Origin of the sequence: Sphingomonas lycopersici (assembly GCF_026130605.1) — a bacterium.
GTDB lineage: Bacteria > Pseudomonadota > Alphaproteobacteria > Sphingomonadales > Sphingomonadaceae > Sphingomonas > Sphingomonas lycopersici.
In genome coordinates this window covers 231,787-247,969 of sequence record NZ_JANFAU010000007.1, presented here as the reverse complement: position 1 = coordinate 247,969, position 16,183 = coordinate 231,787, and the positions used below count along the sequence as shown (strand labels likewise).

The 16,183-nt window shown below is 66.7% G+C and carries 15 protein-coding genes, 1 pseudogene and 1 riboswitch; of the genes and pseudogenes, 7 read left to right on the top strand and 9 right to left on the bottom strand.

Annotated elements, in window-relative coordinates; genetic code table 11:
* Positions 1–643, bottom strand: a pseudogene (locus tag NED98_RS15685) (hypothetical protein); the annotation flags it as partial.
* Positions 644–730: 87 nt separating this feature from the next.
* On the opposite strand from NED98_RS15685, the gene NED98_RS15680 reads away from it, so the two are divergent.
* Together NED98_RS15680 and NED98_RS15675 are read left to right on the top strand one after the other, a co-directional pair.
* Positions 731–2,356 (top strand): alkaline phosphatase D family protein, encoded by a 1,626-nt coding sequence (locus NED98_RS15680; protein ID WP_265313601.1) that lies wholly within the window; start codon positions 731–733, stop codon positions 2,354–2,356.
* The gene (locus tag NED98_RS15675) at positions 2,353–2,991 is read left to right on the top strand and encodes a GNAT family N-acetyltransferase (protein WP_265313600.1); all 639 of its coding nucleotides are present in this window, start codon (positions 2,353–2,355) and stop codon (positions 2,989–2,991) included. Before NED98_RS15680 ends, NED98_RS15675 begins: the two co-directional genes overlap by 4 nt.
* On the opposite strand, the gene NED98_RS15670 is transcribed toward NED98_RS15675, so the two are convergent.
* The 3 genes from NED98_RS15670 to crtY all read right to left on the bottom strand — a co-directional run bounded on the left by NED98_RS15670 (position 2,988) and on the right by crtY (position 6,452).
* Positions 2,988–3,569, bottom strand: a complete 582-nt coding sequence (locus NED98_RS15670) for an LOG family protein (RefSeq protein ID WP_265313599.1) — start codon at positions 3,567–3,569, stop codon at positions 2,988–2,990. The two genes, NED98_RS15675 and NED98_RS15670, sit on opposite strands and share 4 nt — an antisense overlap.
* Before the next feature lie 257 nt (positions 3,570–3,826).
* A complete protein-coding gene (crtI, locus tag NED98_RS15665; RefSeq protein WP_265313598.1) occupies positions 3,827–5,284 on the bottom strand; it encodes a phytoene desaturase family protein in 1,458 nt (485 codons plus the stop codon).
* Between the two features lie 7 nt (positions 5,285–5,291).
* On the bottom strand, positions 5,292–6,452 hold the full coding sequence (crtY, locus tag NED98_RS15660) for a lycopene beta-cyclase CrtY (protein ID WP_265313597.1): 1,161 nt from the start codon (positions 6,450–6,452) through the stop codon (positions 5,292–5,294).
* Between the two features lie 342 nt (positions 6,453–6,794).
* Here crtY and NED98_RS15655 point away from each other — a divergent pair, with 342 nt between their 5' ends.
* The 4 genes from NED98_RS15655 (at position 6,795) to thiC (ending at position 11,893) form a co-directional block, all read left to right on the top strand.
* Entirely contained in the window at positions 6,795–7,652 is an 858-nt protein-coding gene (locus NED98_RS15655; RefSeq protein ID WP_265313596.1) for a MipA/OmpV family protein, read from the top strand.
* Between the two features lie 138 nt (positions 7,653–7,790).
* On the top strand, positions 7,791–8,756 hold the full coding sequence (locus NED98_RS15650; RefSeq protein ID WP_265268731.1) for a ferritin-like domain-containing protein: 966 nt from the start codon (positions 7,791–7,793) through the stop codon (positions 8,754–8,756).
* 57 nt (positions 8,757–8,813) lie between these two features.
* A complete protein-coding gene (locus tag NED98_RS15645) occupies positions 8,814–9,782 on the top strand; it encodes a ferritin-like domain-containing protein (RefSeq protein ID WP_265313595.1) in 969 nt (322 codons plus the stop codon).
* A gap of 57 nt (positions 9,783–9,839) precedes the next feature.
* Positions 9,840–9,950: riboswitch (TPP riboswitch) on the top strand.
* Between the two features lie 44 nt (positions 9,951–9,994).
* On the top strand, positions 9,995–11,893 hold the full coding sequence (thiC, locus tag NED98_RS15640; protein WP_265313594.1) for a phosphomethylpyrimidine synthase ThiC: 1,899 nt from the start codon (positions 9,995–9,997) through the stop codon (positions 11,891–11,893).
* A gap of 72 nt (positions 11,894–11,965) precedes the next feature.
* Here the strand turns inward: thiC and NED98_RS15635 are convergent, their stop codons facing one another.
* Both NED98_RS15635 and NED98_RS15630 read right to left on the bottom strand, forming a co-directional pair.
* On the bottom strand, positions 11,966–12,481 hold the full coding sequence (locus NED98_RS15635; protein WP_265313593.1) for a hypothetical protein: 516 nt from the start codon (positions 12,479–12,481) through the stop codon (positions 11,966–11,968).
* Positions 12,482–12,660: 179 nt separating this feature from the next.
* The gene (locus tag NED98_RS15630; RefSeq protein ID WP_265313592.1) at positions 12,661–13,101 is read right to left on the bottom strand and encodes a hypothetical protein; all 441 of its coding nucleotides are present in this window, start codon (positions 13,099–13,101) and stop codon (positions 12,661–12,663) included.
* A gap of 216 nt (positions 13,102–13,317) precedes the next feature.
* Between NED98_RS15630 and NED98_RS15625 the strand changes: the two genes are divergently transcribed.
* Positions 13,318–13,986: a hypothetical protein gene (locus NED98_RS15625; RefSeq protein WP_265313591.1), complete on the top strand. Its 669-nt coding sequence runs from the start codon at positions 13,318–13,320 to the stop codon at positions 13,984–13,986.
* A gap of 23 nt (positions 13,987–14,009) precedes the next feature.
* Here NED98_RS15625 and ung read toward each other — a convergent pair whose 3' ends face one another.
* Genes ung through NED98_RS15610 form a run of 3 tightly spaced genes read right to left on the bottom strand, consistent with a single transcriptional unit; the run spans position 14,010 to position 16,166 of the window.
* Positions 14,010–14,696 (bottom strand): uracil-DNA glycosylase, encoded by a 687-nt coding sequence (gene ung / locus NED98_RS15620; protein WP_284698866.1) that lies wholly within the window; start codon positions 14,694–14,696, stop codon positions 14,010–14,012.
* A 27-nt stretch (positions 14,697–14,723) separates the two neighbouring features.
* Positions 14,724–15,026, bottom strand: a complete 303-nt coding sequence (locus NED98_RS15615; protein WP_179513137.1) for an alkylphosphonate utilization protein — start codon at positions 15,024–15,026, stop codon at positions 14,724–14,726.
* 18 nt (positions 15,027–15,044) lie between these two features.
* Positions 15,045–16,166 carry an acyltransferase family protein gene (locus NED98_RS15610; RefSeq protein ID WP_265313590.1) on the bottom strand — a complete coding sequence of 374 codons (1,122 nt, stop codon included), beginning with the start codon at positions 16,164–16,166 and terminating at the stop codon, positions 15,045–15,047.
* Between the last annotated feature and the right edge of the window lie 17 nt (positions 16,167–16,183).

Sequence of the window (16,183 nt, the reverse complement as noted above, 5' to 3'; positions counted from 1 at the left end):
GGGCGGGCGCTTGGGCGCGCGCGCCGAGACCGGCGGCGCGCGCCGCGACCCGCGCCGCGCCCTCCCCCGCGCGCCAGTCGCGCGCGACGATCCACAGGCCGAAGAACGCGCCCTCGAACACCGCCGAGGTCTTGATCGTCAGCGCCACGCCGACCAGCAGCATTGCCGCCGCATCGCGCCGCCACCGCCGCGCGGCGTTGGTGGCGATCAGCAGCGCGGCGGCGGCCATCGGGAGATTGTAGAATATCGGCGATTGCCCGCCCGCGCCCTGCGCGATGTCGATCCACAGGATATAGGCGACCCCGGCGAGCGTCGCCCCCGCCGCCCAGCCCGCGCGCGCGGCGAAGCGCGCGACGATCGCCGCAGTCGCCACCACCGCCGCCAGCGCCATCGCCTGATAGGCCCAGATCCCCCACCAGAAGGGCAGCGCCGCGGGGGGCATATAGAGCAGGAACAGCCCGGCCGGCTTCCTGTCCCACACGTCGAGATAGGGGATCGCGCCGCGCCACATCGCGTGCGCGGCGGCGAAATAGAAATCCTCGTCGACATGGACGATCGGGTCGCCGAACGTCGCTGCGCGCGCCGCGATCGCGACGATCAGGAACAGCAGCACGCGGTGGCGATCGAGCAAGGCGCGGGTCATTGCCTGCGCGCCTATCCGAGACGCCACGTATCTGTCACGATCCGACGCGAAGATGACGTTCGTCACGCCATGCAAGGGGGGATCAAGATGATCGACATTTCGCGCCGTTCGTTGCTCGCAACCGGGACGCTGGGGCTCGGCGCCTTCGCGCTTCCCGGGTTCGCCGGCGCGCAGAATGTGCTGGCGGCGCGGGGCTTTACCCATTCGGTTGCGTCGGGCGAGCCGGGGCCGGACGAAATCCTGCTGTGGACCCGTTACGTGCCGACACGCGGCGACACCGCCGAATTGCGCGTCGAGCTCGCCGAAAGCGCCGATTTCGCGCGAATCGCCGCCGGCGGCGCGCAGATCACCGGCCCGTGGCGCGACTGGACCGCGAAGATCACGGTCACCGGATTGAAGCCGGGGCGGACCTATCACTATCGCTTCGTCGCCCCCGACGGCAGCTTCTCCCCGGTCGGGACGACCCGGACCTTGCCCGACGATGCCGCGACGCAATTTCGCGCGGCGATCTTCTCCTGCTCGAACCTCGGCTTCGGCTGGTTCAACGCTTACGGCCATGCCGCGGCGCGCGACGATCTCGACCTGTGGGTCCATCTCGGCGACTATTTCTACGAATATGGCGCGGCTTATTATCCCTCGTCCGCCGAGGCGGTGGTAGGCCGCGTGCCGCAGCCGGCGGGGGAGATCATCCATCTCGCCGATTATCGGCTGCGCTACGCCAGCTATCGCGCCGACCCCGATCTGCAGGCGCTCCACGCGCGGCTGCCGATGATCGCGCAATGGGACGATCACGAAAGCGCCAACGACAGCTGGGAAGGCGGCGCGGAAAACCACGATCCGGCGAAAGAGGGCGAGTGGAACGACCGCCGCGCCGCCGCGATCCAGGCCTATCGCGAATGGATGCCGGTCTCCGACGAGCCGTGGAAGGCCTATGACATCGGCATGCTCGCCACGCTCTACCGCACCGAATCGCGGCTGCTCGCGCGCACCCGCCAGCGCGAGATGGAGGAATTCATCAAGGCGCCGGATGTCGCTGCCGCGCTGACCGCGTTCCGCGATCGCGACTGGCAGGACCCGGCCGTCACGATGCTCGGCAGCCAGCAGGAGGCGTGGCTGGCGCATGGCTTGCGCGCCTCGGTCGGGGCGGGGAAGCGCTGGCAGGTGGTCGGCTTCGGCACGGTGATGGGCGAGCTGCGCAGCCCGTCCGAATCCACCGGCTGGCTGAAGCCCGGCAACAGCGGCGCGGCGGCCTATGTCAAAGCGGGGATCGCCGCCGCCAAGCTCGGCATGCCGTCCAATTTCGACAGCTGGGGCGGCTATCCCGCGGCGCGGCGGCGCTTCCTCGACAGCGCGCGCGCCGCGGCGGCGAACCTCATTCTGATCTCGGGCGACAGCCACAATGCCTGGGCGTTCGATCTGGCGCAGGACGGCGCGGGCGTCGGGGTCGAGTTCGCCGGACATGCGGTGACCTCGCCGGGTTACGAGACCGCCTTCGCCGCCGCCCCGGCGACGGTGGCGCGCGGGCTGGTCGCGGCCAATAGCGAGCTCAAATGGTGCGACACCAGCAGGCGCGGCTATATGGCGCTGACGATCACCCCCGATCGCGCGACCAACGAATGGCTGTTCGTCGACTCGATCCGCACCCGCAGCCCCAGGGCAAACATCGGTCACTTCGCCACCGTGCAGCGCGGCCGCGCGCGGATGGAGGAGTGACCGATCCTGCCGCGCTCGATCCTGCGCTGTTCGCCTGGCTGGCGGCGCGCTCGATCGCGCGCGGCGTGCCGCTGCCGGTCGCCAGCCACGGCGGCTATCGCGTCGACACCCGCTCCGACACCGAAACCGCGCGCTGGGTGTTCGCACACGCCGGACCCGGGCTCGAATCGCTCGCCCGCGCGATCCACGCCCCGCGACATTTCCTCAAATTATGCGCGACGCCCGACGTGCTCCACGCCGCTTTGCCCCCCGGCTGGCAGATCCACCCGCCGGGCTATTTCATGATCGCAAACGCTGCGCCGCCCAACCAGACGCCGGCGCCGGGTTATGAGATCGCGATCGAGCGGCGGGGCGCAGTGACCCAGGTGCGGATCACCGCCGCGGACGGCACGCCGGCGGCGAGCGGCTATGCCGCGGAGACCGCCGAAGCCTTTATCTACGATCGCATCGAGACCGCACCGGCGCATCGCCGCCGCGGGCTCGGCGGCGCGGTCATGGCGGCGCTGCATCGTGCGAAACGGCGCCAGGAAACCCCCGAACTGCTCGTCGCGACCGAGGAGGGCCGGGCGCTCTACACCACGCTCGGCTGGCGCGTGCTGTCGCCTTATTCCACCGCCTCGATCCCCGCGACTTAGAGGTCCGCCGCCTTCATCCGCACGATCGGCTGGGTCGGGACATGCGCCGCCATCCGGTCGATCAGCACGTCGAGCGTTTCGGCAACGATCAGCAGGTCGCGATGCTGCGGGCGCAGGAAGCCGACCGTCGCCATCTTCTCCCAGAAAGCGACGAGATCGTCATAATAGCCCTGGGTATTGAGCAGCCCGACGGGATCGCTGTGATAGCCGAGCTGCGCCCAGGACAACGCCTCCCACAATTCGTCCATCGTCCCCGTACCGCCGGGGATCGTCACGAAGCCGTCGGCAAGGTCGGTGAACGCCTTCTTGCGCTCGTGCATCCCGGGGACGACGTGGAGCTCGGTCAGCCCGCGATGCGCGACCTCGGCATCGACCAGAGCCTGGGGGATCACCCCGATCACCTCGCCACCTGCCGCCAACGCCGCATCCGCCACCGCGCCCATCAGCCCGAGCCGCCCGCCGCCATAGACGACGCCGATCCCGCGCGTCGCGAGCTCACGTCCCACCGCGCGCGCGGTTTCGAGATAGACCGGATCGGCCGGCGTGGCCGAACCGCAATAGACCGCGAGACGCTTCATCGAATCTTCAACCTGCTGGGATGCGGCCGCCTATCGAAAGAGCATCGGCACGACAAGCGCCCTTCCCTCGTTCGCGGAGGCCTCGCTGTGGAGCAGCGTACCTGGGATATGATCCACCCCGGCGCAGGCCGGGGTCCAGCATCGGACCGGTCGCGACTGGACCCCGGCCTGCGCCGGGGTGATGGGTCCCACCCTGTCGGTTCGATGTGATCCCAATTAAACGCGCGACGCTCTAACCGGCACGACGGGACGGAACCTTATCCCCGCCCCAGCATCAGATCCGCCGCGCTGTGCGCGCTTTCCAGCGCCCCGGCCCATTCCCCGCGCGGATGCGCGCCCGCGCCGACGAAATAGAGATTGCCGATCGCCGCATCGCGATTGCGCGCGGCGAACCATGTGCCTTCCGCCGGCAGCGGCTCGGGGCCGAACGCGCTCCCGAGATAAGCGTTGAAGTCGCCCACGAAATCGGCCGGACTATAGCTGAACCCGGTGACGATCCGCTCGCGCACTTCGGGGATCAGCCGCCGCTCGAGCACATCGAGCACGCGCTGTTCGATCAGCGGGGCGATGCGGCGCCAGTCCTCCGGGAATTTGCCGAGATGCGGCACCAGCGCGAAGGCGCGGAAGGTCGAGCAGCCCGGCGGTGCCAGCGATGGGTCGGTGACGCTGGGATGATCGAGGAACAACGGGAAATCCGCCGCGAGCAGCCCGTGCCCGAACGTGTCGGACAGCGCCTCCTCATAGCGCTCACCGAACAGGATCGTGCGATGCGGAATGCCCGGCCACGTCCCCTTGATCCCGAAATGGAGCGCGAACACCGATGGCGCCTGCCGCTTGCGCTCGAGCCGCGCGGCGGTGCGCGCGGCGGCGGCGGAGCCGGCGAGCAGATCGCGGCACGCGTGAATCATGTCGCAATTGGCGCCGAGCATCGCGCAATCGGTGCGCCAGCCGCTCGCGGTTTCCACCGCGGTCACGCGATCGCCGAGCGTCTCGATCCGCACCGCCGCGTCGCCCAGCCGGATCGCCCCGCCGCGCCGCTCGAACAGCGCCGCCAGCGCCGCGATCAGCCGGTTGGTGCCGCCCGCGACGCACCACGCCTCGCCCTCGCTCCCCGGCCGCAGCGCCGCGGCATTGGCGGTCATGGGGTTGCCGCCGGCGAGCAAGGTGCCGAACGACAGCGCCTGCCGCAGCTTTTCGTCGCCGACGAAGCGCGCAACGGTCGAATGGACCGAGCGCCACGCCTGATGCCGCACCACCCACGGCGCCGCGCGCAGCAATGCCGCCGCATCGGCGAACGGCTGGTCGAGTCCTTCGCGGCGCAGCGCCGCGGCATGATCGCGCAATTTGCGATATCCCGCGACATCGCCGGGCGCGCGCCGGCCGATCTCCGCGCGCAACGCCTCGTCGTCCGCCAGATCGAGCACCGCGCCGTCGGGCCAGTGGCAGCGATAGCCGGGGTCGACCGGGAGCAAGGTCACCGCCGCCGCCATATCGTCGCCGGCCAGCGCCCATAGCGCGGTGAGCGGCGCGGGATCGGCGATCGCCGCCGGGCCGGTATCGAACGTATAACCCTCCAGCCGACGGAAAGCCGCCCGGCCGCCGGGCTGGTCGCGCGCTTCGACGATGGTCGTCGCGATTCCCGCCGTTTGCAGCCGGATGGCGAGCGCCAACCCGCCGATCCCGGCCCCGATCACCACCGCCTTCGTTTCGGTCACGCTTCAGTCACTCGATGCGTCTCGCCAGCTTCACCGCACGCCAGAACGGCACGGGCGGCTTGCCCCTAAGCATCCGCGCGCGGTCCGAAAAGGTACAACGTGCCGCATGGAAACGCGAAATCAGCCCGGCCGGCTGGCGATAGAGCCAGGCCGCGACGCGATAGCGCGCCTCCGATCCCGCCGCGCGGAACATCAGCGCGTTGAACAGGCGATAGAAGCGCCGCTCGGCCCAGCGCGCGCGGGCATAGTCGAGCGTCAGCGCGTACAACGAATCGCCGGAAAGATCCGGCGTGTCGGCGATCAGCACCGCGAGCCGCACCGCATCGGGCAGCGAGCGCCCGGTCGAAGGGTGGAACAACCCGGCGCGCGTCCCCGCCTTGGCCACACGCGCACCGCCGGCGCGCCACAGCGCGTCGAAATCGCCGCCGATCGCGAGCGGCAGCGTGCCGCGCTCCTCGCGCCCCGCCTCGCTCACCTGCCAGCCGCGGCTTTCGGCATAGACCTCGATCCGCCGGTTAAGCGCGCCTGCGTTGAGCGCGGCATTGTCGCTGCAATAATTGTCCTCCACCAGCACGCGGGTCGGCGACAGCGGCAGGCAGCGAACGAAGCGATAGCCGTCATGCTGGGTGACTGTGGCGTCGGCCAGAATCGGCTGGTCGAGCCCGTGGCCGCCGGCGATCTCCAGCTCGCGCGCGAGGAATTTGCGCCACCCGATATCGAGCGCGGAAAGATCGCCCGCGCCGCGCGCGTCGATCACCCCCTTGGCCTCGATCCGCTCCCCGCCGGCGAGCGTGACCGAATGCGGGCTGCACCCCAGTACCTTGCGCCCCGTCATCACCGCATCGGGGGAAAGCTGTGCGCGCACCACCAGATCGAGCCGCTCGCCGGTGATCGCATAACAGGGGTGCCGCAACGCGCGCGCCTGCCCCGGAAAGGCGACGTCGTAGACCGGCCAGGCGTGGACGATGAGCGACGTGAGCAGCCAGCGATCGGCGCGCGCGACATCGGCATCGAGGAACGACCACAATCGGTCGCCGCCGATCGTCTCTCCGGCCTCGATCAGTCGCAGCGAAAGATCGGGGCGCTTTGCCGCGAGCGCCAAGGCGATCAGCGATCCTGAAAGACCGCCGCCGACGATCGCGATGTCGCAGCCGTGGGTTGCTGCCATCCTCCCGGCGTAGCGGATCGCCGCGCCGAGCGGAAGAGAGCGCGAGCCAAAATCGTGCCGGATCGGGACGGTTGGCGCGGGCGAACGACTGGGTCGGGCTACGTGCCGGAAACCCCTTTGTGTCCCTGCGAAGGCGGGGCCCCAGTCTGGGCTCGTGCCCTGGGTTCCCACCACTTTGATGGGGTCCCTTCGCGGGAGCACAAGGAGGCTTATCCGCCGCGGAAAGCGATGGACCAGCGATGGCTCTGGATCACGCCGGCCCTCACGCCGGCGTCTCGCCCCCCCGTCAGGGAGCCAAAGCACCGCCCACGGGTTTGACGAGCACGGCCGTGGAGAATTTTTGTGCGCTTACCATATCTTACCGCGATCGCCCCGCTGTGTGCCGTCCCGCTCTCGGCCCCGTCGGCATCGGCGCAGACCGCCGGCCCCGCCAGCCCGGATCTCGATCGGGATATCGTCACGGTGGGCGTCGGCGCGGGCTTCATGAGCGATTACGAGGGCGCCAAACATCATTCGTTCAGCCCCGTGCCGGGGGCGATCGGCACCGTCGGCGGCCACGATTTCGCGATCATCGGCAATCGCGCGAGCTTCAACCTGATCCGCCGCCCCGAGGGGCCGGCATGGGCGATCCAGGCCGGGCCGCTGATCGCGGTCAATTTCAACCGTACCAGCCGCAGCAATATCGACGATCCGCAGGTCCGCGCCTTACCCAAGCGTGATCTGACGATCGAGGCCGGCGGCTATCTCGGCATCAGCAAGACGGGGGTGCTCACCAGCAGGCACGACATGCTGACGCTGTCGGTAAGTTACCGGCATGACATATTCGGGGTACACGACAGCGCTATCGTCACGCCGAATCTGCAATATTTCACCCCGTTGAGCCGCAAGATCGCCGTGGCGGCGTTCGTTTCGGCCGATCATGTCGGGAACGGCTATATGGCGTCCTATTTCAACATCACCCCGGCCGACAGCCGCGCGAGCGGGCTCCCCGCCTATCACGGGCGGGGCGGGTGGAAGAATTGGACCCTGGGGGCGGCGGGCACCGTCTCGCTTTCGGGCGATTTGCTCCACGGCTGGAAACTGGTCGGCGCCGCAACCTACAGCCGGTTGCTCGGGGATGCCGCGGCGAGCCCGGTGGTGCGCGATGTCGGCACAGCGAATCAATGGCTTGGTGCAATCGGGGTAGCTTATACATTCTGAGTTTTGCGTGGCCGGCCGCTCCGCCTAAAGGAACGGTTCGGTCACGATTCTGTCGATTCGTTCAGCTTCGAGACAGCGAAATCAACTAGGCGCATACGGCACGGTTTTCTGCCGGGCGGTTCAGGAAGGGAAGCAGCAATGACCCAGGACGGGCGACTTGTCGGGATGCCGGAACCGGACGAGAAACGGCGCGACGACCGGCGCGCGTTCTTTGCCGCGGCGGTCGGCGCGGCGGCGATCGGCGCGGGCGCGCTGATCTTCTCCGATCCCGTTTCGGCGCAGACGGTGGCCGATGCGGACGTGCTCAACTACCTGCTCAACCTGGAATATCTCCAGGCCAATTATTACGGCTACGCCGTCAACGGCGCGGGGCTGGGCACCAGCGACACGCAGAGCGGCGCCGCCACCCCGACCGCCGGGGGCAATGTCACGCCCGGTGCCAAGGTGACCTTCGCCGACGCCTATATCGCCGCTTACGCCAAGGAAATGGCGACGGTGACGCTCAATCAGGTCCGCTTCCTGCGCACCACGCTCAGCACCGCGGCGGTCGCGCAGCCGGCGATCGATCTCGGCAACGGCGCGACGAATGCGTTCAGCGCGATGGCGCAGGCCGCCGGGCTGGTCGCCGCGAACACCGCGTTCGATCCCTATGCCAACGAGCTCAACTTCCTGCTCGGCGCCTTCTTCCTGCAGGATGTGGTCGCGAGTGCCTATCAGGGCGCGGTCGCGCTGCTCGGCAGCAAGACCTTCCTCGAGGCGGCGGCCGGGCTGATGGCGGCCAATGCGCATCATGCCGCGCTGGTGCGCACCACGCTCTATCAGATGAGCAGCGCCAACGCCGCGATCCTCGGCTCGGTCGACAGCATCTCCAACTATCGCGACAGCATCGACGGCGGGTCCGACGACGATCAGGGCATCCGCGAGGTTTCGTCGGGCAACGGCCCGCTGGCGAATATCGCGCCGGTCGACGGCAATGCCTGCACCTTCGCCCGCAGCTACGGCACCGTGCTCAACATCCTGTTCCTGAACCGGACCGCGGTCACCAAGGGCGGTTTCTTCCCGGCCGGCGTCAACGGCACCATCACGACGAGCGCGGCGAGCTAAGGCGCGCCCGACGCGCCGCTCGTTCGCCCATTTGCCAAGGTTTCAGGGATTATCGTCATGATCGACCACGAACAGATCACCACTTCCGACGACGCCGCGCTGCACAGCGCCGGGCGCCGCCGTTTCCTCAGCCTCGTCGGCCAGTCGGGCGCCGCGGTCGGCGGGCTGGCGTTGCTGTCCGCCTGCGGCAGCGATTCCTCCTCGTCCAACCCGACGCCCACCCCCACCGCGACCTCGACCGCCAGCACCGAGGCGGCGGACATCACGATCCTCAAGTTCGCGCTCCAGCTCGAATATCTGTCGGGGCAATATTTCTCTTATGCCGCGACGGGCGCCGGGCTGCCGGCGAGCGATCTGACCGGCAGCGGCACCCAGGGGACGGTCAAGGGCGGCGCGCTGGTGCCGTTCAGCGATCCGCAGGTCGCCGCCGTCGCGCGCGAAATGGCGCGCGACGATCGCGCGCACGTCGAATATCTCCGCTCGCTGATCGGCGGCACGCCGACCGCAATGCCGTCGCTCAACATCGACAGCGGCAGCACCGATGCGTTCGCGGCGCTCGCCGGGCTGGCGGGGGTGACGCCGTTCAACCCCTATGCGTCGGACGAGAATTTCCTCTACGGCGCGTTCATCCTCAAGGATGTGATCGCCACCGCGTACAAGGGGCTGGTGCCGGTGCTCGGCACGCCGGGCTTCATCACCGGGCTGGCCGGGGTGCTCGGCACCGAAGCCTATCACGCCGGGCTGATCCGCACCTTGCTCTATCAAAAGGGCTTCACCGTGATCCCGGGCAAGCTCAGCGCGGCGCGCGACAGCCTCGACGGCTCGACCACGCTCGACAAGGGAATCGCCGGCGCGGACAATACGATCTCCAACGTCGCGCCGGTCGACGGCAACGGCATCACCTTCAGCCGCACCACCGGGCAGGTGCTCAACATCCTGCTCCTCAACAAGGCGTCGGTGACCACGGGCGGATTCTATCCCGCCGGCGTCAACGGCACCGTCAACACCAGCGCGGCCAACGGTTAATCCAGGTTGGGGGTTTGCGCGGCTGGACGGCGCGGCGCAAACCCCCTAGACATACCGCCAGTATCCCCGGGGGACCGCCGACGCCGCGGTTGAGAGGAGGGCCGCAGCCCTCGACCCGCTGAACCTGATCCGGCTGACACCGGCGTAGGGAGGGAGCGGCGCATCACTCCCGCCACGTCCCTCCCCGCGATAATGCGAGGAAGACAAGAGACATGGCAGACGTTGATTCGCCGATTGAACTGGCTTCCGCTGGAAGCCAGCGGCCCGCCCGCACCGAAATAGGTGTCACCACCGGCCCGATCCGCGGCAGCCGCAAGATCCACGTCGGCCCGCTCAAGGTCGCGATGCGCGCGATCGATCTCGAGCCCTCGTCGGGCGAACCGCCGCTCAACGTCTACGACACCTCCGGGCCGTACACCGACCCCAATGCGTCGATCGACATCATGGCCGGGCTCCCCGCGCTGCGCCGCGAGTGGATCGTCGCGCGCGGCGATGTCGAAAGCTATGACGCGCGCCAGGTGCGCCCCGAGGATAACGGCCTCAAGGGCCCCGATCGCTCCGCCGGCGTCGCGCAATTCCCCAATGTCGTCCGCCGCCCGCTGCGCGCCAAGCCCGGCGCCAACGTCAGCCAGATGCATTACGCCCGGCGCGGGATCATCACGCCGGAGATGGAATATGTCGCGACACGCGAGAATCTCGGCCGCGCGATGCTCAAGGATCATATCCGCGACGGCGAGAGCTTCGGCGCGGCGATCCCCGATTATGTGACCCCCGAATTCGTCCGCGACGAAGTGGCGCGCGGGCGCGCGATCATCCCCAGCAACATCAACCACCCGGAAAGCGAGCCGATGGCGATCGGCCGCAATTTCCTGGTCAAGATCAACGCCAATATCGGCAATAGCGCGGTCGCCTCCGACGTGGCGAGCGAGGTCGACAAGATGGTCTGGTCGATCCGCTGGGGCGCGGACACGGTGATGGACCTCTCGACCGGGCGCAACATCCACAACACGCGCGAATGGATCATCCGCAACTCGCCGGTGCCGATCGGCACGGTGCCGATCTATCAGGCGCTGGAGAAGGTCGGCGGCATTGCCGAGGACCTCACCTGGGAAATCTTCCGCGACACCTTGATCGAGCAGGCCGAGCAGGGCGTCGATTATTTCACGATCCACGCCGGGGTGCGCCTCCCCTATATCCCGCTCACCGCCAAGCGCGTCACCGGGATCGTCTCGCGCGGCGGGTCGATCATGGCGAAATGGTGCCTCGCGCACCACAAGGAGAGCTTCCTCTACGAGCGGTTCGACGAGATCACCGAGATCATGAAGGCGTATGACATCGCCTACAGCCTCGGCGACGGGCTGCGCCCCGGATCGATCGCCGACGCCAACGACGAGGCGCAATTCGCCGAACTCTATACGCTCGGCGAGCTGACCAAGCGCGCCTGGGAACAGGACGTGCAGGTGATGATCGAGGGCCCCGGCCATGTGCCGATGCACAAGATCAAGGAGAATATGGACAAGCAGCTCGAAGCGTGCGGCGAGGCGCCCTTCTACACGCTCGGGCCGCTGACCACCGATATCGCGCCTGGCTACGACCATATCACCAGCGGGATCGGCGCAGCGATGATCGGCTGGTACGGCACGGCGATGCTTTGCTACGTGACGCCCAAGGAGCATCTCGGGCTGCCCGATCGCGACGACGTGAAGGTCGGCGTGGTGACCTACAAGCTCGCCGCGCATGCCGCCGATCTGGCGAAGGGCCACCCGGCGGCGAAGCTGCGCGACGACGCGCTGAGCCGCGCCCGCTTCGAATTCCGCTGGCGCGACCAGTTCAACCTGTCGCTCGATCCCGATACGGCCGAGCAATATCACGACCAGACCCTGCCGGCCGAGGGCGCCAAGACCGCGCATTTCTGCTCGATGTGCGGGCCGAAATTCTGCTCGATGAAGATCACGCAGGAAGTGCGCGACTTCGCCCGGCTGCAGAACCAGAATGCCGACGCCTTCGTCGCGGCGGATACCGCCGAGGCGGGGATGAAGGAGATGAGCGAAATTTACAACGAAACCGGCCGGGAGCTTTATATGGGTGCCGGTGGGCGGGAGCACGATTGAAGGGCGCCAACCCTTCGCACGTTTCGGAATCGGGTGCCCCGTATGTAGGCCACCCGATTCCTACCGCGCGTGTTAAATTTGCTGTACCTTAAGTTTGTTGGCAGCCGCCAACGCAATGAGCTTGGCGGCTTCACCGTCTATGTAAGAAAGAACTCGTGTATTAAGCGAGAGTTTCTGAGCCTTCTGGTCGTCACTCATGCGCTTTCTTTTTCGCCAGTACTCCAAGTATTCCTGTTGCTCTTGATGAGAAATAACCCCTCTCTCCACGAACAAATCGAGGGCTGCAGGGTTTAGAGAGTTATTTATATCTGCACGAATGCGCCGGATGACAGAAAATATCCGATTCGAAAGCAGCCTCAGAAATCGTCTTACACAGACATTTCCCACTTCTGTTTCGGCACCGTTCTTCCGGTTCTTGATTACGCAAATTTGATGGATCGGCGAGTGCTCGCACTCGCATGATCTCTCTGCGGCATCGTCGTAAACGAAGTGCAATGCCCACTCCGCCTTCGCCTCGTCCCAGTCTTTGACGGTACTTAGCGCCAGGATCGCCGTCTTAAACTTTAATTCATTATGGCCGCTACCCATTTCAGGTAACCTCATCGCTGCCGACCGTCAGGGCACACGACGTCGGTTGTATTTCAAGCGGAGGCCCCGTATGATTCGCGCGCTTCACACAAGCACGAGGTGGGATGCCCGCCTCCGGTTAGGGTCGCTGGTGCAAACAGCGGCCCTAATCGTTTTTCAGGATAACTTGTCCACGCCTCCTAATCTCCTAAGAGCTTTTTGAGATCATAGACATCATCCGAATCGCATTCTCGCCAATATCTCCCACCTTCCGATCTAACCGCCCAGTCCTTCCCGTCGTCGGCGATCGTCTTTTTCTGTAATCTCCATAGAGCGGTACGGAACGCGTCCAAATTGATGCTATCTCCGGTGGCCTCTGTGTATTCGGGATACAACTCTACCGGACTCTTCGCGCCGTTCTGATTTCGATTCAGAAGTTTCACGATCTCCACATCTCGATCGGAAGTCGATGAAGCGCCGCCTTTCTGATCGATCGATTCGCCCGTAATTTCGGCCATCACCCGCTCTGCGGCCAGAACGTCTTCGAGCTCTTTTTTTGCTGATTCCAATGCCTTAGCGGCGCGCAAGACCTTAGCCTCGGCTTTCGCCCTACGCTCTCTGAGTGTGGCCATGACATTCATAATTAATGCTCGATACACCATACGGCATACGCGAACAAGTGTATGGAACGACGAGGGAACGAAAGGATCGCACACGCCGGATGTTAGGTGATCGCAGCAGGGCGATTCGGCGGTCGCCGAGGTGATACATCCAGGATGGTTGCCCGAGTGCCACGCCCCACAGCAAAACCTCCAACACATCTGTCCTACGTCGCCCGTTTCTGATCGGTTGGGGCAATGGCCGAGCAGCACATTCCATCGCCCGCGCATCCGCCGTCGCTGGATGCCGCGCCACTCAATCCCGAGGACTTCGACTGGGTGCCGGTGAAGCGCAAACCGCGTGACGACGGCTGGACGATCGAACGCCAGCGCCGCTTCATCGCAACGCTCGCCGACACCGGGTCTGTCACGCTGGCGGCAACCGAAGTCGGGATGTCGTCGTCATCCGCCTATCGCCTGCGTCGCCTCCCGGAGGGGCAAGGCTTTGCAACTGCGTGGGATATTGCGATCGACAATGCCTCGCGCCGGCTGATCGATATCGCGATGGACCGCGTGATCCACGGTTCGGACGAACCCGTATTCGATCGCGACGGCAATCGAGTCGGGCGACGGGTGCGGTACAATGACCGCCTGTTGATGTTCATGCTGCGCGCGTTGCAGCCCGAACGCTTCCGTCACGCCAATCGGGCAACTCGCGATCCGCGCGAGGCACTCCCGCCACCGGTGCCGCCCGTCGCGGATGCGCTGGCTGCACTCGCACCGCCCACCCCGGCCGACCCCGCCGCGCTGATGGAGCCGGATACGCTTGCCGATGCGCTGTTCGTCGCGGAAACAGGCGATGGGGAATTGCCGCATTGGCATCGCGGCACATCAGACGACCCGGACGACGACGCGTCACTCGTGTGAACTTTGTGAACTTTGGGCGCCCGCTACTCCACCCGCGCGGGCAACGCCCAGTCGATCGTCCCGCGCCCGTTGCGTTCCAGAAACGCATTGGCCTGCGAGAAATGCCGGCTGCCGAACCAGCCGTTATACGCCGAGAGCGGCGACGGGTGCGGCGCCTTCAGCACCAGATGATGCCCGCCGCGCTCGATGCTCGGGACGAACCCGGCCTTCTTCTGCGCATAGCTGCCCCACAGCATGAACACGATCGGCTCGGGCCGCGCGGCGAGCAGGCGGATCACCGCGTCGGTGAATTTCTCCCACCCGCGATCGCGGTGCGAGGCGGCCTGCCCGCTCACCACGGTCAGCACGCTGTTGAGCAGCAGCACGCCCTGTTGCGCCCAGCTTTCGAGGAAGCCGTGCGCCGGCGGCTCGATCCCGCAATCGGTGTGGAGTTCCTTGTAGATGTTGACGAGGCTCGGCGGCGGTTTGACCCCGGGGCGGACCGAGAAGCACAATCCGTGCGCCTGCCCCGGCCCGTGATACGGATCCTGCCCGAGGATCACCACGCGCACATCGGGCAAGGCGGTCAGCTCGAGCGCGCGGAACCAGTTGCTCGAATGCGGGAAGATCTGTTTCCCGGCGGCTTTCTCCGCGACCAGGAACTGGCGCAGCGCAGCCATATAATCGCTGTCGAATTCGCCGCGCAGCGGCGCGAGCCACGTCGGGTCCATCTTCGGATCGGCCACGCTTTGCCCCCCTTACCGCTTGCGCACGAATTCGGCGCGCAGCACCAGCCCCTTGATCCCGTCGAACTTGCAGTCGATCTCCTGTGCGTCGCCGGTCAGCCGGATCGACTTGATCAAGGTGCCGCGCTTGAGCGTCTGCCCCGCGCCCTTGACGTCGAGATCCTTGATCAAGGTCACCTGATCGCCGTCGGCGAGGAGGTTGCCGACCGCGTCGCGCACCTCGATCTGCCCGGCGGCGGCGCGCTTCGCCGCGAGCTCCCCGGCGGGGAGCCATTCGCCGCTTTCCTCGTCGAATACATAATCGTCGTCGCTCATTCCCGTCCCCTTTTCATCTCACCGCGCCCGCAGGCCGATCAGCGGGCGCAGCAGCGGCACCGCACGCCCGCCGAGGTAGAAGGCCCAGCATCCCGCCACCGTCGCGGCGACGAGAATCGCGAATTCCGCGTTGCCGGAAAGCCCGAGCGGCAACAGCCAGAACATCACCACGACGATGATCGTCTGGTGGATGATATAGAAGGGGAACACCGCCTCGGTCAGCATCGCGCGCCACGGCGCGTCGCGATTGAGCCAGCGATCCGCAACCCCGATCAGCGCCGCGATCGTCCCCCATTGCTGCACCGCATGTGCCGCGCCGTAGGGGCGATAGACCCAGCGCGGGGTCGGCACCGACGGCGGCCAGCTATATTCGATCGTCACCACGCAGGCGAAGCCGGCCAGCCCCAGCACCGCCGCCACCGGCCAATAGCGCCGCAGCGCCGCCAGCGCCGGCTCGGACCGGGCGAGCGCGAAGCCGAACAGGAAATCGGGGACGTACATGAAATGCGCCATCGTGTCGTCGACCAGCGCATGCGTCTCCCCCGCCATCGGGAACCACCAGGCGTGGACCGCGAGCGCCCAAAGCATCGGGATGACCAGCACCCCCCAGCCGGCGAAGGCGCGATCGAACAATCGCTGGAGCACCTCGGTCCGCACCAAGGCGACCAGCCCCGCCAGCACGACGGTATAGACCCACAGATAGCCGACGAACCACAGATGGTTCCACGTCGGCAACACGATCCCGTCGAGCATCCCGAAGCGGAAATAATCGTGCAGCCAGAAATAGGGGAAGCCGGCGGCATAATGATATTTGGTGACCAGCTCGACCCAGGATTGCGGCGGAACGATCACCGCGATCCCGAACACCAGGGGCGCGAGCAGCCGCCAGCTGCGATTGGCGAGAAAGCCCCCCACCCCGACCGAGCGCCGCAGCAGCGCGCGGCTGGCATAGCCCGAGACGACGAACAGCAACGGCAGCCGCCAGGCGTTGGTCGCCATCATCGGCAGCGTCGTCCAATCCTCGACGTGCGAGGATTTTACGTGGAAGTTCCACGGCACGAAGACCATGCCGATATGATAGAGGATGAGCAGCCCGAAGGCCCCGACGCGCAGCCAGTCCATCCCATAATGTCGTGCCATCCCGGCCCGCATAGGGG